The sequence below is a fragment of the Mucilaginibacter angelicae genome, from assembly GCF_042434235.1.
Taxonomy (GTDB): Bacteria; Bacteroidota; Bacteroidia; order Sphingobacteriales; family Sphingobacteriaceae; genus Mucilaginibacter; species Mucilaginibacter angelicae.
The window spans coordinates 216973-240745 of the sequence record NZ_JBHLTS010000017.1 but is presented as its reverse complement, the minus strand read 5'-3'; the positions used below and the strand labels follow the sequence as shown (position 1 = coordinate 240745).

16 protein-coding genes are annotated in these 23773 nt (G+C 41.4%); 11 read left to right on the top strand and 5 right to left on the bottom strand.

Translation table 11 applies throughout. From position 1 onward, the window contains the following. Positions 1-46 precede the first annotated feature (46 nt). From ACFFGT_RS05985 to ACFFGT_RS05935, 11 genes are all read left to right on the top strand, one after another. Positions 47-3163, top strand: coding sequence for a SusC/RagA family TonB-linked outer membrane protein (locus ACFFGT_RS05985; protein WP_377021597.1), 3117 nt, complete (start codon positions 47-49; stop codon positions 3161-3163). A 12-nt stretch (positions 3164-3175) separates the two neighbouring features. Next, positions 3176-4597: a RagB/SusD family nutrient uptake outer membrane protein gene (locus ACFFGT_RS05980; RefSeq protein WP_377021596.1), complete on the top strand. Its 1422-nt coding sequence runs from the start codon at positions 3176-3178 to the stop codon at positions 4595-4597. Between the two features lie 156 nt (positions 4598-4753). Next, positions 4754-5947, top strand: coding sequence for a glucuronyl hydrolase (locus ACFFGT_RS05975; protein ID WP_377021595.1), 1194 nt, complete (start codon positions 4754-4756; stop codon positions 5945-5947). A gap of 10 nt (positions 5948-5957) precedes the next feature. After that, positions 5958-7088: an SGNH/GDSL hydrolase family protein gene (locus ACFFGT_RS05970; protein ID WP_377021594.1), complete on the top strand. Its 1131-nt coding sequence runs from the start codon at positions 5958-5960 to the stop codon at positions 7086-7088. A gap of 3 nt (positions 7089-7091) precedes the next feature. Then, the gene (locus ACFFGT_RS05965) at positions 7092-8177 is read left to right on the top strand and encodes an acyltransferase family protein (protein WP_377021593.1); all 1086 of its coding nucleotides are present in this window, start codon (positions 7092-7094) and stop codon (positions 8175-8177) included. Positions 8178-8207: 30 nt separating this feature from the next. Then, positions 8208-9320, top strand: a complete 1113-nt coding sequence (locus ACFFGT_RS05960) for an acyltransferase family protein (protein WP_377021592.1) — start codon at positions 8208-8210, stop codon at positions 9318-9320. Between the two features lie 41 nt (positions 9321-9361). After that, entirely contained in the window at positions 9362-10531 is a 1170-nt protein-coding gene (locus ACFFGT_RS05955; protein ID WP_377021591.1) for an amidohydrolase family protein, read from the top strand. Between the two features lie 103 nt (positions 10532-10634). After that, a complete protein-coding gene (locus tag ACFFGT_RS05950; protein WP_377021590.1) occupies positions 10635-11921 on the top strand; it encodes an MFS transporter in 1287 nt (428 codons plus the stop codon). Positions 11922-11954: 33 nt separating this feature from the next. After that, positions 11955-14660, top strand: coding sequence for a family 78 glycoside hydrolase catalytic domain (locus ACFFGT_RS05945; RefSeq protein WP_377021589.1), 2706 nt, complete (start codon positions 11955-11957; stop codon positions 14658-14660). Between the two features lie 79 nt (positions 14661-14739). After that, positions 14740-16515, top strand: a complete 1776-nt coding sequence (locus tag ACFFGT_RS05940; protein ID WP_377021588.1) for an SGNH/GDSL hydrolase family protein — start codon at positions 14740-14742, stop codon at positions 16513-16515. 170 nt (positions 16516-16685) lie between these two features. After that, a complete protein-coding gene (locus ACFFGT_RS05935; protein ID WP_377021587.1) occupies positions 16686-17702 on the top strand; it encodes a LacI family DNA-binding transcriptional regulator in 1017 nt (338 codons plus the stop codon). A 93-nt stretch (positions 17703-17795) separates the two neighbouring features. Here ACFFGT_RS05935 and ACFFGT_RS05930 read toward each other — a convergent pair whose 3' ends face one another. The 5 genes from ACFFGT_RS05930 to ACFFGT_RS05910 form a co-directional block, all read right to left on the bottom strand. After that, a complete protein-coding gene (locus ACFFGT_RS05930) occupies positions 17796-18191 on the bottom strand; it encodes a nucleoside 2-deoxyribosyltransferase (RefSeq protein ID WP_377021586.1) in 396 nt (131 codons plus the stop codon). A gap of 27 nt (positions 18192-18218) precedes the next feature. After that, positions 18219-18524, bottom strand: a complete 306-nt coding sequence (locus ACFFGT_RS05925; protein ID WP_377021585.1) for a hypothetical protein — start codon at positions 18522-18524, stop codon at positions 18219-18221. Positions 18525-18714: 190 nt separating this feature from the next. Beyond that, positions 18715-20016: a S41 family peptidase gene (locus ACFFGT_RS05920; RefSeq protein WP_377021584.1), complete on the bottom strand. Its 1302-nt coding sequence runs from the start codon at positions 20014-20016 to the stop codon at positions 18715-18717. Positions 20017-20222: 206 nt separating this feature from the next. Beyond that, entirely contained in the window at positions 20223-21539 is a 1317-nt protein-coding gene (locus ACFFGT_RS05915) for an HlyD family secretion protein (RefSeq protein WP_377021583.1), read from the bottom strand. Between the two features lie 18 nt (positions 21540-21557). Beyond that, positions 21558-23771 (bottom strand): peptidase domain-containing ABC transporter, encoded by a 2214-nt coding sequence (locus ACFFGT_RS05910; RefSeq protein WP_377021582.1) that lies wholly within the window; start codon positions 23769-23771, stop codon positions 21558-21560. Positions 23772-23773 lie beyond the last annotated feature (2 nt).

Sequence of the window (23773 nt, the reverse complement as noted above, 5' to 3'; positions counted from 1 at the left end):
TTATACTACAAATTAACCCTTGGTATTTAACAGTAAACTTTTGAGCATGCAACACTTTACTTATCTTCCATTAAAAAGAGGCACTTTGAAATGGAAAATTATAACAGGCATATTGCTTGTTATAACCCCTATCCTGCTCTTTGCGCAAGCGAAACCGATTTCGGGCGTCGTAAAAGACGAGAACGGACATAATTTGGCATACGTAACGGTAACAGTGAAAGGTGGCGGCCAGGCAACCCAAACAGATTCATCGGGCAGGTTTTCAATAGCTGCAGCACCCGGTTCGATGCTTATTTTTTCGGCTGTGGGTTATGAAAAAAGCCAAGTTACAATTGGTTCAAAAAACCAGTATGTTATCGTCCTTAATTCGCTAACCGGCCAGTTGGGTGAAGTGTTGGTTGTTGGCTATGGCACTCAGAAAAAGAGCGACCTTACAGGATCGGTAAGCCGTGTAAAAGGCGAAGACCTTAAATTATTGCCAACACAGCGTGTTGATCAGGCTTTGCAGGGCCGCGCACCTGGTGTATCTGTACAAAATACGGATGGTTCTCCGGGCGGCAACACGGTAATCCGCATCAGAGGATCAAACTCTATAAATGGAGATAACAGTGCCCTGGTTGTTATAGATGGATTACAAGGGGGGACCCTTAACTCATTAAACCCTAATGATATTGCTTCTATCGAAATCCTGAAGGACGCCTCGGCTACAGCCATATACGGGTCGCAGGGTGCAAATGGTGTTATATTGGTAACAACCAAATTGGGCAAACCCGGCAAGGCAATTATTAATTACACTTTTGACGGTAGCGTTGCCAACCTTAATAACAAGCCTAAACTATTAGATGCGGCCGATTATGCAAGGGAAATAAATAAGGTGCGTTTAGCGCAAAATGGTAACGGAGCGCAACCCCAGCCAATTTTTTCGGACGCAGAAATTCAGGCATTCCAAAAAAATGGCGGAACAGACTGGGTTGACCAGGTGTACAGAACAGCCTATACTCAAAATCACCAGATATCTGTTAGCGGCGCCGGCGAGAAGATCAGTTACCTATTATCGGGTGCTTATTTAAATCAGCAGGGCATACTCATCAATTCTGCTTATGACCGTTATTCCATTCGGGCAAACTTTAAAGGTGATATTAATAAATGGGTTGGTTTCGGGGTAAATTTATCTACATCCAAAGAAAAATCAAACTCTGCCCTGTTTGGCGGCAGTATTAATTACCCGGCAAACCCCGTAATTGCTGCCCCAAGGTTTTCGCCTACAATACCTGTATATGATACCACCGGTAACTATAGCGCGGCTGCCCTGCGGTATGCCAATCCAACACTTTGGAACCCCGTTGCCAGCGCCAAAGAGCCTATAATTAACAACGGTGTTATCCGTAATAATATTAATGCATTCCTGGAATTTAAGCTGCTGGAAGGTTTAACGCTCAAAATTACAGGCGGCGCTATATTAACCAATGTAAACAATTACAGCTTTTATAATAACAAAACATTCAGCGGCTTTTTACTGAACGGAAGCGGTAATATTTTTACTGACAATAACAGCTATTTCCAAAACTCAAACATACTTACCTATGATAAAACCTTACACAAAAGCCACTTTACTATTACCGCGGTAGCCGAACAAAAATATACCAAAGACCTTAACTCCACTATTAATGCTAATGATTTTGCAGTGCAGCAAACCGGTATTTTTGACGTGGGTGGTGCAAAAACGGTTACTACCGCCTCAAACACCTATGAAAGGGTTATCAACTCATACCTTGCCAGGGTAAATTATATTTTTGATAATAAGTATCTCTTAACCGCCAGTGTCAGGGCCGATGGTTCATCCGTTTTTGGGACCGATAATAAATGGGGATACTTTCCGTCGGGATCAATCGCCTGGAAAGCATCCGAAGAGCAGTTTATCAAAAATCTTAATATTTTTTCTGACCTGAAATTCAGGGTTAGCTATGGCGTTACAGGCAACCAGGCCATAAACCCTTATCAAACGCTGGCGCACATTACATCGGGCTATAATTACCCTTACTTTGGTACCGATGTAAATAACCTTGGGTATTCCATTACTTCAACTGCCAACCCAAAGCTTAAATGGGAAAAAACAGCCCAAACCGATGCGGGTGTGGATATGGCAATATTAAACCGGAGACTGGAGCTTACGTTTGATTATTATAATAAGCTCACAACAGACCTATTGCTGCCAAGGGTACTGCCAACTTACTCCGGATTATCCACCATTCTGGATAACGTGGGCTCTATCCGCAACCGCGGTATTGAATTTGGAATTTCGGGCGATCCGTTTGTAGGGAAGTTCTCGTGGAATACGGGCATTACTTTCTCGGCCAACCGGGCTACAGTAGTAGACCTTGGAGGTATTGACCGCATTGCTTTTGCATCAGGCGGCACAGGGGGCCAGGGAGTTGGCAGCTCATTTATGTACCTGGTAAAGGGGCAGCCATACGGCGAAATGATTGGCTACGGTTACAAAAGTGTATGGAAAACAAGTGAAGCGGCAGCCGCAGCCAAGTATGGCCAATTACCGGGCGATCCGCGCTATGACGATGTAAACAACGATGGTGTTATCAATGCAAGCGACGAAAAAGTAATAGGCAACTCGATGCCGAAATTTATTTTTGGATGGACTAACAAGTTCAGCTATGAACATTTCGATTTAAATTTCCTGGTACAGGGAACGCATGGCAACAGTATTTTTGATATATCAAGAATCGCCCTTGAATCGCCCGGCGGCACCAGTGCCGATTTGTTAAACAGGTGGTCGCCAGGCAACGAGAATTCCTCTATCCCCGCTATTATTGATCAGGCAACACGGGCCAGCGCAGGTTTAGTAAACAAGGTAAAGATACCGGGAGCTTCGGCCAACAGAAATTCCCGTTGGGTTGAGGATGGCTCATATGTACGCTTAAAGAATATCACGCTGGGTTATAATTTGCCCGCAGGCATAGCAAAAAGCATCCATGTAAGCAACCTGAGGATATATGTAAGCGGAACCAATTTAATAACCATTACAAAATATAAAGGCAGCGATCCGGAAGTAAGTTCATACACAGGAAACGACGCCCAGTTCGGGTCGGATTTTGGTACCTACCCGCAATCCAAAATATACAACATTGGAGTAAATGTTTCATTATAAATAATCATGGCAATGAAAAATTTTAAATTATTTACCAGGAACACACGCTACCTGTTAGTAGCTGCCCTCATATTTTTATCATCGTGTAAAAAATTAGTGGAAAAACCTTCAAGCGTTATCGTTCCTGACAATTTTTATACAACTGCAACCCAGGTACAATCGGCCTATACAGCATCTTTAAATGCATTGTGGGGACATAATGTAGGCTACCAGGCTTATATGGATGATTTTAACCAGGACGATCAGATAGTACGGGGAGATTTGAATATACCAGAGGATTATGGCGCCGAGTTATGGGCCGCCCACTATAACGCGTTGTTAAATATTAACACAGCAATTAAAGCATTAAAAAAAGGATTACCGGGTGCAGACAAATCGCAGACTGATGTTTTGATAGGCGAGGGTAAGTTTTTAAGAGCCTACAATTACTTTATGCTTGTCAGGATATTTGGTGGCGTGCCGCTGATTATTGAAACTACGCCCGATCCGGTTACTAATAAATTGGCACGTGCATCGGTTCAGCAAGTGTATGATCAGATTGTAAGTGATTTTACCGATGCTATTGCCAAACTTCCGGTAACCCGTTCGGCAGATATGCGAGGATTGCCAACCCGGGATGCAGCCAAGGGCTTATTGGCGAAAGCTTACCTTACAATGGCTACTTACCCCTTGAATATGCCTGCTAATTATGCAAAGGCTGCAGAAATGGCCAAGGAAGTAATTGACAGCGCTCATTATTCATTGGTGCCGGATATTAAGGATTTATTTAGTGTTGCTACCCAATACGGACCGGAGATGATGTGGAGCCTGAATTCAAATTATCAAAACCTGGGCCCGGATCCCCGTATATGGTCAGACATGAGGGGCTTTGGTGATATTTGCGCCGAACCCACCTGGGAACAAGCCTATCCAAAACAGCCAAGGAAAGATGCCTTTATCGAAACAACCCTGGATGGGGTTCTCTACTACAATCTTGGTGATTATTGGCCTGGTGTTAAAAAGTTTCAGTATGACTCACCTGCAGATTTTGCCGCCGGACGCTCAATTGTGAATATGCCGGTTATCCGTTTTGCCGATGTGCTGCTGATTTTTGCAGAGGCCGAGAACATGTCAAAAGGCGGACCCACACAACAGGCTGTCGATGCTATTAACAAGGTTATAAACCGCGCAAATGGTTACGTTGTAAATAACGAGGATCCTTTGGCCACAACCAGCCTCTCGATGGCTGCATTTGATAACAAGGTGATACAGGAAAGAAACTACGAACTATGTTTTGAAATAGACAGGTGGTTTGATTTGATAAGAAAGCACATACTTAAACAGGAAAGCCTGCCGGATGTACAAATCAATTTTAGCAGTGACGATTACCTTTGGCCAATCCCCACAAATGATATCAAGGTTGATCCCTCGCTTACGCAAAATCCTGGGTATTAATTTATCAGGCTGAGTTGTGCGTGCATCAAGGATAAAATTTCATAAATTAATTCAAAATTAATCAGGCCTGGGTAAAGTGATATCGGCGTATGTCACTTGCCCGTAATAAATCAATACTGCTTTTTATTTATTACTGATTGTTTGGCAAAAGCTCAAATGAAAAAAATTATACTATCCGGGATATTAATATCTCTTTGCGCTGTGCTGTTTGCACAAAAAAGAACATCCCGCGAATCAATGCGGAAGTTAGTGACCGGTGATTTGGCATTTTCCGTACAGCAATATAAATCGCTGATAAACATTTTACCGGCCGGTAAAATGCCGAAAACTTATGATGCAGCAACAGATAAACTGCTTACAAGCGATTCGGACTGGTGGTGTAGCGGATTTTATCCGGGTACGCTATGGTATTTATATGAATATTCGGCCGATACCGTATTGAAAAGAGAAGCAGAGCAGCGGATGGCAATTATAAAACAAGAGGTTTTTAACGCGGGCAATCATGATCTTGGGTTTAAAATATTTTGCAGTTTTGGTAATGCATACCGCGTAACAGGGCAACAGGAATATAAGGAACTTGTACTAACGGCCGCAAAATCTTTAGCAACGCGGTATCGTCCTTCCATTAAGTCAATTCAATCCTGGGACTCGTCCGCAATGTATAAGTGTCCGGTAATTATTGATAATTTAATGAACCTTGAATTGCTGGAATGGAGCAGTAAAAATGGAGGGAGCAAGCAACTTGGCGATATTGCCGTAAACCATGCAAACACAACGTTAAAAAATCATTTCCGCCCCAATTATAGTTCCTATCATTTAATCGATTATGACTTACCGACAGGTAAGGTAATGCGTAAAATTACCAGGCAGGGCGCAGCCGATTCATCTGCCTGGAGCAGGGGGCAGGCATGGGGTTTATATGGTTATACCATGATGTACCGGTTTACTAAGGATAGCCGGTACCTGGTACAGGCAAAACATATTGCCCGGTTTATATTAACCCATCCGCGCCTCCCGGCCGATATGATACCCTACTGGGATTTTGATGCACCGGGTATTCCAAATACTTATCGCGATGCTTCGGCGGCGGCAATAATGGCATCGGCCTTTCTTGAATTAAGCAGGTACACCGGTGGGCAGAACAAAATACTATACATAACCGCGGCAGAAAAAATAATTAAAACGCTTTCCTCACCTTTATTCAGAGCCAGACCGGGCACAAACGGCGGCTTTCTGCTTAAGCATAGTGTTGGCGCTATACCTTTTAATGCCGAAGTTGATGTACCATTAACCTATGCAGATTACTATTTTGTTGAGGCTTTGATGAGATATAAAAAGTGGTATTTATAGCACGTAGGAAATGATGAAAAGGATACACTTTGTTTATTTAAAAATAGTATTGCCAATTTTAGTAATAACCGTTTTTGCATTTGATGCAAGGTGTTTGCCCGGAAATGATATAGCCGCAGATTCTGTGACTTTTTATGATGCCCGCCAGTTCACGGTGATAGGCCGGTTTCATCATGAAGAAAACTACCGGCGCTTTCCCGGCCGGTATCAACAGGTTTTGAGGGCTGAGGTGTGGGAAGAGAGTTTGAGTTCGGCGGGTATTGCTATCCGGTTTCGGACCAATGCAACACGCATTGCGGTAAGATGGTCTTTGAGAGAAATTGACCCGCTATCAAAAAAAGCAGGCCCTGTCGGAACGGACGGTATTGATTTGTATTGTAACACCGGAGCCGGCTGGCAATATGTAAATACCGGGAAACCCAAACAAAAAGTTAACGAGTTTATACTGCTGCGTAACGGCGACGGAGCATACAAGGAGTATTTGCTAAACCTTCCTTTGTATAACGGGGTCGATTCACTTGCTATCGGGGTAAATGAGGGCGCTGTAATTTCGAAGCCTGTTGAAAAGTATCTTGTTGAGAAGAAACCCATTATATACTATGGCAGCAGCATTGCCCAGGGTGCGGCAGCTTCTCGGCCGGGGATGGCTTTTACTAATATGCTGTCACGAAAATTAGATGTACCATTCATCAATTTTGGGTTTAGCGGCGAGGGGAAATTTGATCTGTCGGTGGCGTTGGCAATGAGCGAGGTAGATGCTGCTTTATATATTATTGATTGTACCCCCAACTCAAAAAAGGAAATTATTTGTGACAGCGCGATAAAGGTAGTAAGGCTGTTGAAAGCGAAAAGACCATTGATCCCGGTTTTGCTGGTAGAAGGGTTTTATTATGAGGATAGTTACTTTAACAAGGATGGCCTGGCTAATATTGACGCTAAGAGAAAGGAGTTGAGGCGAGCCTTTGACCTGCTTAAACAATCGGGAATTAAGGGGTTGTATTACAAAACAGGAGATGGCTTAATTGGATATGACCATGAAGGGACTGCAGATGGAGTGCATCCGAACGATGTGGGGATGCTAAGGTTTTCTGAGCAAATGTTACCGCTTATCAAGTCTGTTTTAAAAAAAGAAAATCAATAAAAAATGATAAACCAGGATAAACTGAACACTGACCAGGAGCGTATTCTTTCTATTGATTTTTTTCGTGGCTTTACTATGTTTATGCTTGTATCCGGTTACGGGCAGCTGTTTAATCCAGCCAGCAGTAACCCGGTTGTTTCGCTCCTGGGGAGGCAAATGGATCACGCCAACTGGCAGGGGCTTACCGCCTGGGACCTCATTCAGCCTTTTTTTATGTTTATTGTTGGGGTAGCAATGCCGTTTTCTTTTTCAAGGAAATGGGCTAAGCACGAGAGCTGGAACAAGTCGTTACGGGGCGTTTTACAACGGTCGCTTTTATTGCTCTTCCTCGGCTGGCTTTTATCTTCCGAAACAAAATCATCTTTTACCAATGTTCTCGCTCAGTTATCGGTAACCTACCTTATCGCCTTTTTGGTAATGCGCAAAGCCATCAAATGGCAGGTGTTGGTTTCGGTTGTATTGATTGTTTTAACCGACGTGATCTACCGGGCGTGGCCTGTTCAGGGTTTTAATCAGCCCTTTACTGCCGATCATAATTTTGGCTCATGGTTCGATGTTTTCCTCACCGGGGGGCTAAGCGAAGATAGATGGGTTGCATTTAACGCTATTCCTACAACCGCCCACACCATTTGGGGGGTAATTGCCGGGATGATACTAATGAAAGATTATACGCCTCAAAAAAAAGTGTGGGTACTGCTTACCATAGGCATTGCCGGTATCATAGCCGGGTACATCCTTGGTATATATATTCCTGTTATTAAGCGTATTTGCACAAGCTCATTTATCATACTAAGCGGAGGATATGCTTTTGTTGGCCTTGCCGTTTCTTACTTGTTGATTGATGTACTCGATTTTAAAAAGGGTGCTGCTTTTTTTGCAATTGTTGGCATGAACCCACTGTTTATTTACCTGTTCTGGCATTCAGGAGGTAGGCTTGTACTCATGAACCTTACTAAACCGGTTACAAACAGGCTTTTTGGCTGGATAAGCCCTGACGCAATTACTACCGCTACAATACTTGTCGTATCCGGTATGATGTGGTATATCTGTTACTTTTTGTACAAGCGAAAAATATTCATCAAGATTTAAAACTATCAAAGCTTCAAATAAAAAATGATCATGGCCAATCCAACTTATTTTGCTGAGCCCCGGCAACGGTTGCTATCCCTCGATTTTATGCGCGGGTTCATCATGATTTTGCTGATATTGGAGGGTACCGGCTTATTTGAAAAATTAGATGCCGCAACAGCCGGTACTGGTTTTAATGTTGTTGTGCAGCAATTTTTCCATCATCCCTGGAATGGTCTCCGGTTTTGGGACCTTGTTCAGCCCGGCTTTATGTTTATTGCCGGTGCCGCAATGGCCTATTCATTGCACCGGCAACAGGAGCAGGGTGTGCCCTGGAGACAATCGTTTATAAAAATACTGAAACGCTCTGCTCTTTTGTTATTTTGGGGTATATGGACAAGGGCAGTAAAGCCCGAAGGACTAAATTTTGAGCTCTGGAATGTTTTGGCCCAGCTTGCGTTTACAACGTTGATGGCCTTTCTGATTTTTAGCTGGTCAATTAAAAATCAGATCCTTTTTAGTCTTTTTTTACTGGTTTTAACCGAAATCCTATATCGCTTTACCAATGTGAGCGGCTTTAATCAGCCCTTTACCGATCAGCATAACTTCGGGAATTATATCGACCTTTTATTGGTGCATAAGATTAGCAAGGGGGGCTGGGTTACTATCAATTTTATTCCAACAGCCTGCCATACCATTTGGGGAATGATGGCCGGGTCGCTCTTGTTGTCTAATAAACCAGCCGGTTTAAAATTAAAGTGGTTAATGATGACCGGAATAATCTTGCTGGCTTTAGGATACATCAATGGAGCTACGCTTACCCCTATTGTTAAAAGAATTGCCACAAGTTCATTTGTACTGGTTTCGGGCGGATGGTGTCTGGTTGCCCTGGCATTTTTATACTGGTGGAATGACATTAAAGGGCATACCCGATATGCGTGGATCGTTACTGTAGTAGGAATGAATTCGTTATTCATTTATCTTTTTATCGAAACCATTTCTGGCGGAATTAACGAGTATGTTAATCATATAACGATAGCTTTCCTAACCCCAACCCATCTGCCGGTATTGTTCATCGGGATAATTGCTTCCGCGTTAACCTTTTTACTTGAGTGGTTTTTGTGCTGGTATATGTTCAGGAAAAAGGTATTTATCAAAATATAAAATTTAGCAGCGTAGTATTTAATATAGAACAAGCTTAACATATGATTAAAGGTACATCAATGCTTAAAATGATCACAAGGCTTACCTGCCTCAGTTTGCCGGTAATTTTACTGTCGTCTCAAAATTATCAGCATAAAAAAACGGCCAAACCTGCAAAAGATGTTTCGGACGGACGGTATTATACCGTTGATGACTTTAAGAAGGTAAAAAAGATCGACTCGCACGTGCACTTAACCGAAGATATAGATACGGCATTTATCAGCCAGGCACAGGCAGATAATTTTAGGATGCTGACTATAAACGTATATAGCTCATCCGGTACGCCCATTGAAGAACAACAGGATTTTGCCATTAAGCTGGTAAAAGCCCATCCGGGGCTTATTGCTTATGCTACTACCTTCTCTTTAAAAAACTATAATGAACCCGGTTGGCAAAGTGAAGTTATCGCCTATTTGAAAAATTCATTTGCCAAAGGTGCCATTGCGGTTAAAGTATGGAAAAACGTGGGAATGCAGCTGAGGGATAAAGACAACAAATTGGTTTTTGTTGATAATGAAAGGTTCGATACCATATTTAACTACCTTGCTATTAATCACATTCCGCTTATCGGCCATTTAGGCGAGCATAAGAATTCATGGCTTCCGTTGGATAAAATGACGGTAAAAGGGAACCGTGACTATGCTGCTGCACATAGTGAGGAGTACATGTACTTACACCCCGACCGGCCATCATATGAGTATTACCTGAAGGTAAGGGATCATATGCTGGATAAAAACCCCAGGCTGCGGTTTATCGGGGCACATTTAGGGGCGCTGGAATGGAGCGTGACCGAACTTGGCAAAACACTGGATAAATATCCCAATATGGCAGTGGATATGGCCGAGCGGGTTTCTCATTTGCAATACCAGGCAAAAACGAATTGGCAGGGCGTGCACGACTTTTTTATAAAATACCAGGACAGGATATTGTACGGAACAGATATGCGGCATGACGCAATGGATATTGTAAATGAACATATAACAACACCTGCGGGGTTAAAAAAACATGTACATGAAGTTTGGCTAAGGCATTGGCGGTTTTTTACAACCAACGAAAAAATGCGGGTGCCTAAAGTTGAGGGAGAGTTTTATGGTTTAAAACTACCGCGCGGGGTAGTTGATAAAATATACTATAAAAATGCTCAAAAATGGATTCCCGGGGTTCCAAAATGATTGGAGTTAAGCTTGGGGGGAAGAAGATACCTGACATGCAGATAACAGGCAATTTTGAATTAAGGATAGGTTCCAAAACACAATTAAATATAAATAAATACATATGTCAGGATCAAAGATCAAGAACTACCGGTGGATTGTCTGTGTCTTTCTTTTTGCGGCCACCACAATAAACTATATCGACAGGCAAATATTCGGTTTGCTTAAACCGGAGTTGGAGAAAGTATTCAGCTGGACTGAAATGGACTACAGCCGGATTGTGATGGCATTTACTGCCTGTTATGCTTTGGGCCAATTGGTATACGGCAGGATAATTGATAAAATTGGTACAAAAATGGGGTATACCATATCTATAAGCCTGTGGAGTATTGCCGCAATGCTGCATACCGTTGTAAAAAGCACCTTTGGATTTGGACTTGTAAGAGGTTTTCTTGGGTTAGGAGAGTCGGGAAATTACCCGGCGGGTGTTAAAACTACTGCAGAATGGTTTCCCAAAAAAGAAAGAGCGCTGGCAATTGGTATACTTGATTCAGGTTCTAATATCGGGGCCTGTGTTGGTCCTATATTGGTGCCGTGGTTATTGGCGGTTTACGGCTGGCAGGCGGCATTTCTGATAACTGGATCATTGGGTTTCATTTGGCTTGTTTTATGGCTCATTTTTTATGAAATACCCTCAAAACAAAAACGGCTTACAAAACCAGAATATGATTATATCCATAGCGACGACGAGTTTAACACAGAGATTACTACCGGCAATATAACCTGGGGCGGGCTGCTTAAATTGAAGCAAACATGGGCGTTTATAGCGGGTAAGTTTTTTACAGATCCTATTTGGTTTTTTTTCCTGTTCTGGCTTCCTTCCTACTTTAGTTCCTATTTTCATCTCGATCTTAAAAAGCCCAGTTTACCCCTGGCTATCATTTATTCAGGGGCTATGTTAGGCAGCCTTGGTGGGGGCTATCTTTCGTCATGGCTGATAAAAAAAGGGTACCCCGTTTATAAAGCCCGAAAAATTGCGCTGTTTATATCGGCAATCTGTGTTATTCTCATCATCCTTTCCAGGTATACTACCAATATGTGGGTTGTGGTGACATTAATAAGTATTTCAGTTGCCGCAAACCAGGCATGGAGCGCCAATATTTTTGCCATAGTTCCGGATATGTTTCCCAAAAAAGCCATCAGTTCGGTTGTTGGTTTAGGCGGCATGGCCGGGGCCATTGGCAGCGTATTGTTTCCGCTCTTTATTGGTTATGTTCTTGATTTCTATAAAGCGGCAGGCAATATTGTGGCCGGATACAATATTATCTTTATAGTTTGTGGAAGCTCTTTCATGCTGGCCTGGGTAATTATCCATTTTATAATACCCAAAATGCAAAAGGCAGTCCTTTAATCCCCTGAAATTTTTTATAGAACGATGGCCGCCATGAAAAAAATTGTATGCCTGCTTATAAATATGCTGCTTATCACTACCTGTTCGGTTGCACAGCTTTCGGTTCATAAGCTCCTGACAGAAAACCGAATCAATCCAATTGGCTTAGATGAGCGGGTACCCCGTTTCAGCTGGCAACTGGCAAGTAACAAACGCAACGTTTTTCAGGCAGCATATCAGATCCAGGTATTCACATCGGCAAAAGGCAAAGCTTTTTGGGATTCGGGTAAAATACTGAGTGCCCAATCTGTATTTGTGCCTTACGCGGGTAGCCCGCTTCAAAGCGGTAAGCAATATTGGTGGGTAGTAAAAGTTTGGGATAATTATGATAAAAAACCAGCGGTTAGCGATACTGCATCCTTTCGGATGGCATTCTTAAATGAGAGCGATTGGAAAGCTAAATGGATAGAACCGGGCTTTGCGGAAGATAGCGTAATGCGTCCAAGTCCATTGTTTAGGAAGGTGTTTTCTGCCAATAAAAAGATCTTATCTGCCATAGCTTATATAACAGCCCATGGTTTATATGAGGCCCGGATAAACGGGGTTAAGATTGGCAACGCCTATTTTACGCCCGGATGGACATCATATAATAAACGCTTACAGTACCAGGTGTATGATGTAACCAATTTGATTGCAAAAGGCAGTAATGCTATAACAGCAACACTCGGCAATGGCTGGTACCGTGGGATTATTGGTTTTAAGAATAAAGAGAACATGTATGGAAAAGATATTGCCCTGCTTTTTCAATTGGAGATTACGTACGCCGACGGAACTACCACAACCATTATCTCTGATGATAGCTGGAAATCATCCACGGGCGAAATCCTTTATTCGCAGATCTATAATGGTGAATTGATTGATGCCGGGAAGGAGAAAAAAGGATGGGCTTTGCCCGGATATGATGATACCCGCTGGGACAGTGTGAAGATTACCCATTATCCTATAAATGTATTGGTTGCTACCATTAATGAACCAATAAAAGAGAAAGAACATTTTAAGCCCGCAAGAATATTCACTACCCCTGCCGGCGAACATGTAATTGACTTTGGCCAGAACCTGGCGGGCTGGGTAACGGTTAAAGTAAATGGCAAAGGTGGAGATAAGATCATCATATCGCATGCCGAGGTTTTGGACAAGGACGGAAATTTTTACACCGCCAACCTGCGCGCGGCAAAAGCACAGGATACATATATTTTAAAGGGGGGCGGAGAAGAGGTATTTAAGCCGCATTTCACATGGCACGGTTTCCGGTATATTAAGGTTGAAGGCTATCCCGGGGAGTTGCGGCCGGAAAACTTTACAGCAACTGCCTTATATTCAGATATACCACCTGCGGGCGATTTCAGGTCGTCAAACGCGCTGATTAACCAGTTGCAGCATAATATCCAGTGGGGGCAAAAAAGCAACTTTATAGATGTGCCTACCGATTGTCCGCAACGCGACGAACGTTTGGGCTGGACCGGCGACGCCCAGGTCTTTTTTAGGACCGCCGCATTTAACATGAATGTCGATAATTTCTTTACCAAATGGTTGAAGGATGTTAGCGCAGATCAATTGCCGAACGGAAGCGTTCCTTTTGTTATACCGGATGTGTTAGGTCAGCGCAGATCCGGGTCGGCCGGTTGGGATGATGCCGCTTGTATTGTGCCCTGGAATTTATACGTTGCTTACGGCGACAAACGGGTTCTTGAACAGCAATATCCCGGTATGAAAAAATGGGTTGAGTTTATCAGGAATAGCAGCCACAATAATTTATGGAATACCGGCATTCATTACGGCGACTGGTTATTTTACAGCCCGGATGATGACAGGGACGGAAAAGCGGCCGTGACGGATAAGTTCCTGATAGCGCAATGTTTTTACGCCAATTCTGTCCAATTGCTTATAAACACCGCCAGGGTTTTAGGAAACACGGAAGATGTGCCTGTTTATGAGGCTTTGCTGGTGAAAATAAAACAGGCATTTGTAAAGGAATATGTAACCGCCAGCGGGCGGCTGGTATCCGGCACACAAACTGCTTATGTGCTTGCCCTGAATTTTGATATGCTTCCCGAAGAGCTCAGGGAGCAAGCAGCCGGGCGCCTTGTTGAAAATATCAAAAGCTACGGCAACCATCTCACCACCGGATTTTTAGGGACACCTTATCTGTGTCATGTTTTAAGCCGGTTTGGATTTACAGATGTAGCTTATAAGCTTTTGTTGCAACAAGAATATCCGTCGTGGTTGTACCCGGTAAAAATGGGGGCGACTACCGTTTGGGAAAGATGGGATGGTATAAAACCGGATAGCACTTTTGAGTCGCCCGCCATGAATTCATTTAACCATTATTCATACGGCGCCATAGGCGACTGGATGTACAGGGTTATGGCCGGGCTGGATAATTATGACGATGGGCCGGGATATAAGCATATTAAAATCCAGCCTCATATTGGCGGAGGATTTACTGCCGTTTCCGCCGCTTTAGAAACTTATTATGGCAAATTACGCAGCAGTTGGGTGCTTGAGAATGGTAAAATTTTGATGGATCTTGAAATCCCTGCCAATACTACCGCAACAGCTTTTGTTCCTGCAAACGCGGTTAATGAAATAACAGAAAGTGGTGCAGCGTTAATTCCGTCTGCCAAAATTAAAACTGAGAACGGTTATGTGGTACTTACTTTGGGTTCGGGTATTTATCATTTTGTTGTATCAAAAAAGTAGCGGTTATCTGCATTCCTGGATATTCATTGCAAAACGGCGATAACTTTAACGCAATTGGTTGTATTAATAGGCTGACAATATGAATGTTAAAATATTTCTTGTTATATCGTATTTGATTTTTCAATGCGCCCTGGTCCGGTCGCAGGAAAATGGCAATTATACCTGGTGGAACCCCGCTAAAAATGACTTCCCGGTTATTGAGGGGCAGGCCTGGCCCCGGGAAGTTAAAAACCCATACGACAGGCTGCCGGACCGAGCAGAAAAAACCGTGCGCCCCAGGGTGTGGGAGTTATCGCATGATGCTGCGGGCCTATCAGTTTCTTTTATGGCAAACAGCCCCGAGATTGTTATAAGATATAAAGTAAAAAATAGCCAGGCATTTCCGCATATGCCGGCTACCGGTGTAAGTGGTGTGGATTTATATGCAGTTAATAGCGATGGCGATTGGATTTGGGCCGCCGGCGAATATACTTTTGGCGATACCATCACCTACCGGTTTAAAGGAATTAATCCCAATGATGCCTATCATCAGCATGGCAGAAGGTACAAGTTATATCTGCCGCTGTATAATATTGTTGAATGGCTGGAGATAGGTGTTCCTAAAGGAATGTCATTTGTGCCATTACCTTTATCAAAAGAGAAACCAATAGTTGTTTATGGCACATCCATAGTACAGGGCGCAGCTGCTTCAAGACCGGGGATGGCCTGGACAGCTATTCTTAACCGGAAAATGGAGCGGCCATTGATCAACCTGGGTTTTTCTGGTAATGCCCTGCTCGATAAAGAAATTATCGATCTGATGAGCGAAATAGAAGCTAAGGTTTACGTTTTAGATTGCCTGCCAAACCTGGTTTATGGTAAATTTTCGCCGGCCGAAATCAAGGATAAAATCCTGTATGCAGTAACCAAATTACGGCAGCAACGGAAATTTATCCCTATTCTCCTTATTCAGCACGATGGTTATGCGGATGCTGAGATAGATACCAATAGGAAGAAGCTTTATACAGATGTTAACAACATACAAGAAGCGGCTTTCAATCAATTAAAAGCCGCGGGCGTAACCAACATTTATCTTTTATCCAAAGACGCCATTGGTCAAACTACTGATTGTACGGTTGATGGCACCCATCCGTCGGATCTTGGTATGATGCATTATGCTGACGCGGGCGAAAAAATATTGCGCCGGATATTAAGTGAACCAGTTGGTTTTTCAAGCACTGCCAGGCCGTGCACACAAAACCGGGATGCCAACACCTATGACTGGCAAAGCAGGCATAATGAGTTACTGAGTGCAGGCAAAGCCACGCAACCGTGTATTGTTTTTATAGGCAACTCAATTACTCATTACTGGGGTGGCAAACCTGCGGCCCCAATAAGCAGGGGGAGCGATTCGTGGGATAAATACCTTGAACCACTTGGTGTACGGAATTTTGGTTTTGGATGGGACAGGATTGAAAATGTTTTATGGCGGGTATACCATGATGAACTTGATGACTATACCGCCAGGCAGGTAGTAATTTTAATTGGAACCAACAACCTAAGCGTAAACTCAAATGCCGAAATTATTGAGGGGTTAAAATTACTGGTAAATGCGATAAAGGAACGACAAGTAAAAACTGATATTTTACTGTTGGGTATATTGCCGCGCAGAGATAAAGAAAAAAGGATTTTACAACTTAATACCGGCATCAAAGCGCTAACTAAAGTGTTGCATATAAAATACGCAGATGCAGGCAAAACACTGCTTGAAAGCACAAAAATAAATGAACAATTATTCGTAGATGGCTTGCATCCTAATGCCGAAGGATATAGACGTGTGGCGCAATTTCTTTTACCTTACTTAAAGAAAAATTAGCAATTAGCTCCTTTGATGCGCTTATAACAGATTAGGCAGGTAAGATGGCCGTGATACGTAATAAATAAGAAGGTTCGGCAGGATTAATAGTATAATTCAAATCATTTTCCACTAAAATTGAATTTTAGTGTTTTAAAGATTAAATTGTATCTCTTTAATCACTTTTTAAAATGAAGCCGCATGCTGTTACTATAAAAGATATCGCAAAAGAATTAAACATATCGGTTGCTACTGTTTCGAGGGCGTTAAGGGATACTTATGATGTAAATCAGGAAACAAGGCAACAGGTGCTGAGTAAAGCCTTCGAGATGAATTATAAGCCTAATTATAATGCGATTGGCCTGGTAACAAATAGCTCTCATAACATTGGTATTGTTTTACCGGCAGTTGTGAATTATTATTTCTCTACAGTTATTTCCGGTATTCAGGAAGTGGCATACAAAAACGGCTATAATATTGTGCTTTATGTAACTAATGATTCCGCCGAACGCGAAAGGGATATTTTGTATGATATTTCGCCCGGTAATATTGACGGACTTTTGCTTTGCGTGTCATCCGAGTCGGATCATGGCGAGCACTTTACCAAAATCATAAATATGGGAATACCCATCGTTTTTTTTGACAGGGTTGCATCCAATATAGATACTTCAAAAGTAATGCAGGACGATTTTAATGGCGCATATGCGGCAGTAGATCATTTAATAACAAACGGCTATAAAAAAATTGCACATATTACAGGGCCGACAGGTTTGTTGTTTACTGAGAAGCGGATGGAAGGATACCTTTTGGCGCTAAAAGAGCATAACTTCCCTGTTAAAAAAGAATGGATCATTCATTCGGGCTTTACCCAAAATTGCGGCACGGCAGATATGATCCAATTACTAAAATGCAAAGAAAAACCAGATGCCGTTTTCGCCGTCAACGACAGAAAAGCTATTGGAGCAATGCTCACGCTCAAAAAAAAGAACATAAAAATAGGTAAACAAATAGGTATTGTAGGGTTTACAAATGATCCGATGTCTGAAATTATTTCTCCTGCCTTAACTACAGTAGAAGAACCGGCAAAGGAGATAGGGAGAAGGAGTTGCGAACTACTGATGAAACATATATCAAAAAAACATTTTATTGCCGAAGAAGTGATTTTGCCGACAAAACTCATAATAAGAGAATCTACTCAAAAATCATAATAAGGCAACCCTCTTCATCGGTTTGTAAATTTCAGGTTGGTTGTTAGTGACAAAAGTGTTCTGATTAAAATTGGCGAAGATGAGGGATGTAATTTATCCAATCCGGGTTATGATCTTTCTGAATTGCTGTTCCAAATCATTCACATCAGAGTATATAATTTGAAAATCACTGATTCCGGACATCGTTGTCGAATGCTCTGCCGTGTTTCTGCGCATATAAATAACCGGCTTGCCTTTGGCTTTGGCATAGCCCGCTTCTATACCTATTCCGATTGCTTTATCAGAAGTTTCGGCGATCAGCATTGCACATTGATCAATGTCTTTCATGGCCTGCTGCATCATAATTCGCTCCTGTGCCGGTTCGAATCGATAATGGTCTACAAATAGAAACGGGACGATCTTAAAGTCGCTGAGCACCCTCATGACACAATCAAGCTCCGGATCTAATTGATTCCTTTTATTAAGACTTATGGAAATATAGGCAGTCATGTTGGTGCTATAATCATTGAATAGTAATTAAAAGCATCTTGTGAGGTAAGCTGCCTGCAGTTCTTTTGACATTAACCGGGAGAAATCCGATGAACTGATCATGCCAACATCGTTACCTTTTACGCTGACCAAAATAAGCCCCCCTTTTTTGTCTAATTGTAACCTGCCCTTAAACAAATGTGCAGTTTCCTGTTCCAGGAAAGCTTTCGCGTCTTTAACGGAGACCTTGTGGCACACCCATTCCTCAGTACCATTAAATATAATCAGGCGAAGCCGTTTGTCATAACGCTCCAGGCCGAAGGATAATGGTTCCGGAAAGGATACTTTTTGCATCTATCAAATATAATAAAAATCGAATTTTTAGTTCACTGTAATAGTGAAACAGGTCTCAAAAGTGTTCGCGTTTTATAGGTTTTGGGCGCTTGGGGAACGGTCATACTGATCTCCTGGGTGGTTTTTTGATCCGGCTTGCCGATCGTAGGAAACCAGCATGAATTATTTTCCGGTTCGAATACTTTTATTATCAATGAACTACAGGCGGCGTGTTAATTAAATTTATTTCACTTTCAATACGAAATATATCTGCATCACCCTTTTTTGCAAGGAAATTATAAACATCCATTGCTGAATAAACGATCTCGATATCCGGCTTTAATCCATAGCCATTGTTTTCCTGTTTATCAACCGAATAAGCCCACAACAACGGAATTATTAATTGAAATCGTGTATTAGGTAAGGTAACGCTTAATATTTGCCCTCCATCGCTTCCTGACTTATTCCCACCTGTTTCCCGGCCTACTACAAATGTATTTTTCCGTTGGTCTTTAATCGCCACTGCTAATAAAGAAGCTGCTGAAAACGTGCCGCCGTCAACTATTAAATAAAGCGATCCTGAAAAAGTATTCTTGTATGGACTTTGTAATTTATTTTCCTGATTTATGATTTTATATGGCGAATAGGTAATTAGAGTAGTATCAGCGGAGTGAAAATCTGGATTATCAATAGTTTTCATCGCAATATTTATATTTGTATGGCCTTCCTCCGCAGGGCTAAAATAGAAATTCTTCCCGAGTAGGTACTTCATTAAATCAATACAGATCCGGTCGTACCCACCTGGATTGCCGCGTAAATCCAAAATTAGATTTTTAATATTTCTATTTTTGAGGCTTCTAAACACCTGTTCGTGAAATACTTTGAAATCTTTATAATCGAACTCATTAATTTTTAATATCGCCGTATACGGGCTGTTGGTGCTGTATAGAACGGTATGCTTAGCATTAACCGAATCTGTTTGCTGTAACTGGGGTAAAGAATAAATACTGTGATACTGGTTTTTAGTTGTTGATAGATCCAATGACATATTACTTTGAATGGTGGCCGCCTGAACCGTTTTTGTTTTGATTTCTGTACCTGACTTGTACACAACATCAAAAGAGGAAAGATCACCATAAAGGATATTGTAAATTTGATTAAATGCTCCCTGTTGCAGCCGATAATCCTTAAAACTGTTACTTAATCCATCTCCGGAACACAGATTCCTGATGCGCATTAACAAAGAGTATGACTTTTCACCGTTTATTCTTAATATCTCATCTCCAACCCGGAATGACGAATCTGTTTTATTGATGAAACGTTTGAGATAAAGTTTGTCCTTTTGAATATATATAAGAAAAGGTAGCACTTCATGGCTTAACGCATTGTAATGGTTCACTGAAGATGAACTTGGTACAATAGTGGTGTGACCAGACCCAATCTTAACGACAATATTCTGGAGAATTTGCCAAAATTCTATTTCATTTAAAGGATGGTCAATGGTTGTAGCCATTTGGCCAAAATAGCTATCGAATGTTTTATCCGAAATATACCGGTATAAGCTTGGGTGTGCTTTCTCCAGGATCGTCCTGAAAAATCGGATATCTGCATTCAATTCGTTAACAGGATACAGTTTTAAGATGTCCTTGTTAGTGTCCTGTGAATAAACATCGGAAATGGACAGGGACCATAATAAAAACATAAAAAACCATTTCATGCTTATTTTTTTTGAACTGAATATCGCAAATTATCAAAAAAGCGTTCGATCAATCTTCTTCTATTACTAATTATATCGGCAGTACCCTTAATCTCATATTTAAACTCCAGCTTCGTGCCATAATTTGTAGTCAGCGAATTTGGCAAATCTACATTTATTAAATAAGTGTCTACGGCGCTCTGGTTGCTGGCCTTAATTAAATTTGTGGTAAGTGAAATTGATGCGATCCGGCCTTTAATGGATCCATATTCCTCATATGGATAATTGTCTAACTTTATAATTACCTCTTGCCCTATCTTAACTTTCCCTGCCCCATGTGCCGGTAATTGTACTTGCCCAATGGTATTATTCTGCTTAGGAACAACTGTAAAAACCTCTTCGCCGGATTGTACATATTGTTGATTTGTCCAAAATTTCAGAAATTCCAATTTGCCATCCATTGGCGACTTAAGAACATAATGTTGTTCCCATGCTTTGATATTATCTTTCAAATCATCATATGCGGATAGAAGATCGAGTTTTAGTTGCTTTTCCTTGTCGCTTTTTTGAATATACAATTGTTGTAATTTATTTTCATCATCTGCTATTTGTTGCTGATTATTGGTGATCTCGTTGTGAATTCCCTGAAAGCTTTCTTTGCTGTTGAGAAAGGAAATCTTGCTTCGGTCTGCTTCGTCTTCAGCAGCGACCTTTTGAACCAATAATATAGAATCACGGTCGGCTATTTTTTTTGCAAACCCCATATTTCGTTCTCTTGTTATTTCCAGACTTTTATTGTTTTTTAAGAGGTTGCCAAGTTGACTAATTTGCTCTTTAAGATTTTCTTCCTGTTTTTGGAACACATTTTTTGCCTGGTAATTATATAATTGTTGTAAGGCAGACAGAAAATTATAATACTTGGTATTAACGTCCCCTAAAGATGTTTTTATTGGGAATAAGGTATACGCCTGAACAATTGCTATCTTATTTGCATCAAAACGCTCTAATAAAGATTTAACCTTAATAACATCTGTCGTATTTGCAGGATTTTGTATCACTGCAATATATTCACCGTCTTTAATGTTGTCCTTGGGTTTAAATTTGAGCAGCCCCATTTTGCCTGACGCGTTGGCCACTAATTTAACAGGAGAGAATTTGGCGTTTATAACGATACTACCCGTAACAACGTCCGGGTATTGAATTGCCCAGCCGAAGAAAAAAAGCAAACTTACCAACCCGATAATTATGCAGGTTGACCAAATACCAAACCTACCGGGCATTCGCTCAATAATATCAATGATCGGTTCACTTTTAGTGCTGGTCAAATATCTTTCTTCCATACAAATACTTTGAAATAATCAAGTAAGGTCTGTTTCATTTACCTGAGGCAGAGCGCTCTCAAATTGACTTTGGGTCAATTCGAAATAATGACCTTTATGTTGGAGAAGGGAGTCATGCGTTCCAATTTCTATTACGGATCCATTTTTCATCACGATAATTTGATCTGCTTTACGGATGGTGCTTAGCCGATGTGCAACAACAATAACGGTTTTATGCCTGAACACCTGGTCAAGGGCCTTAACTATTTTCTGCTCATTAATTACATCCAGGGAGTTGGTAGCTTCATCAAAAAATAAATAATCAGGATCCTTATATAGTGCCCGGGCAATTAATATCCGTTGTTTTTGTCCCCCGCTTAATCCGCGGCCCATTTCACCCATCACGGTATTGTACCCTAAAGGCAGTTGCTCAATCTCATGATATATATTGGCTGTATTAACCGCGTGCTTTAGTTTTTCGTAATCAACCTTTTCGTCATCAAGAACGATATTATTTAATATGGTGTCATTAAAAATTTTGCCCTCCTGCATCACGGCCCCGCACTTATCCCGCCATTGCCTGAGATTGATATTATTGATATTCATCCCCCCGATGCTGATTTCACCATATGAAGGATTGTAAAGCCTTAATAATATCTTTAACAATGTAGATTTTCCGCTTCCGCTATCTCCTACAATTGCAGTAACACGGCCCTCGGGAATATACAAGGTGACGTTTCTTAAGATCGCGGGAGAGTTTGTGCTATACTGAAATGAAACATTCTTCACAACGATACTTTTATCATGCGGCAATAATATATTGTTGCCATTCTCATTTTCGTCTTCATCCTGTAACTGGTGAACTTCGTTCAGCCTTAAAAAACTGATCTGGGCGTACTGGGCAGCAATGATGAACCCTATAAACTGCGTCAGCGGGCCGTTTAACATCCCAATGATGAACTGGGTTGAGATCATCACACCAAAAGTAATTTGCCCTGCTATTACAGCTTTGGCCGCGATGAACGTAATTAAAAGGTTTTTTATACTATCAATAAATTGTGCACCAGAGTTTTGCCAGTTATTAATATTCAATACTTTTTGGTTTACGGTATACATTCGCGCCTGGATCTTTTCCCACTTCCATCGTTTAGGCCTTTCGTAATTGTTTAATTTGATGTCCTGTATAGCGCTTACCGTCTCCACCCAAAAACTTTGATTTTTAGAAACCAGGTCAAAATATTCCCAATCCAGCTTTTTGCGGATTTTCAAAAAACCTAAAACCCAAAAAACATAAAGTATACTTCCGGTAAGGAAGGTGATGAATAATAATGTATTATAAATGAATAAAATAACACTGAAAATAGTGAAAGTTATAAATGAAAAAACCAGGTTCAGGGAGTTATTGGTGATAAAGCTTCTTATTCGTTCGTTGTCATTCGCCCGTTGCAGGATGTCGCCCACCATTTTGTTTTCAAAAAATGAAACCGGTAATTTCATTATTTTTATCAGATAGTCCGAAATCATGGCGATGTTAACCCTTGAGGTTACATGTAACAATATCCAATCTCTTACAGCATTGGAAAGCGTAATGCTCATGATGATAACGATGTTAGCAATTAATACCAGGTTGATAAAATGAATATCATTGGTATGAATTCCAACATCGATAACTGCTTTTGATATGAATGGTAAAAAAGCCTGGAGCAGAGTAGCTACCAGCATCACTATAAAAAGATTCGCAAAACTGGATTTATAAGCTGTAAAATAGCCTAAAAAATTTTCATAAGTTTTCTTACGTTCAATTTTTTCACCCGTTTCCCGTTGCTTAAAGTCGGCCTGTGTTTCCAGAATTAATACAGGACCAGTAGTACTATCGCGATCATACCAATGACGGATGAAGTCACTGAGATTATAGGTAACTAATCCCTTAGCGGGATCTGAAATATATACCTTCTTGCCTGTAATATTATAAACAACAACAAAATGACTCTGAGCCCAATGGATAATACAGGGAAGAGGAATCCGGGCCCGCAGATCATCAATGTTCGCCTTAATAGCCAATGACCGCAAACCGATGCTTTCTGCGGCATGGCTTAAATCCAGAAAGGAAACACCTTCACGGGAAAGCCCGCATTTGTCTCTTAAATACTGTAATGAATAATATTTACCATAAAACTTTGCTATTGATTTTAGACATGATGGACCACAATCCATCATGTCTAATTGATAATCTACCGGGAAGGATCGTATCACAC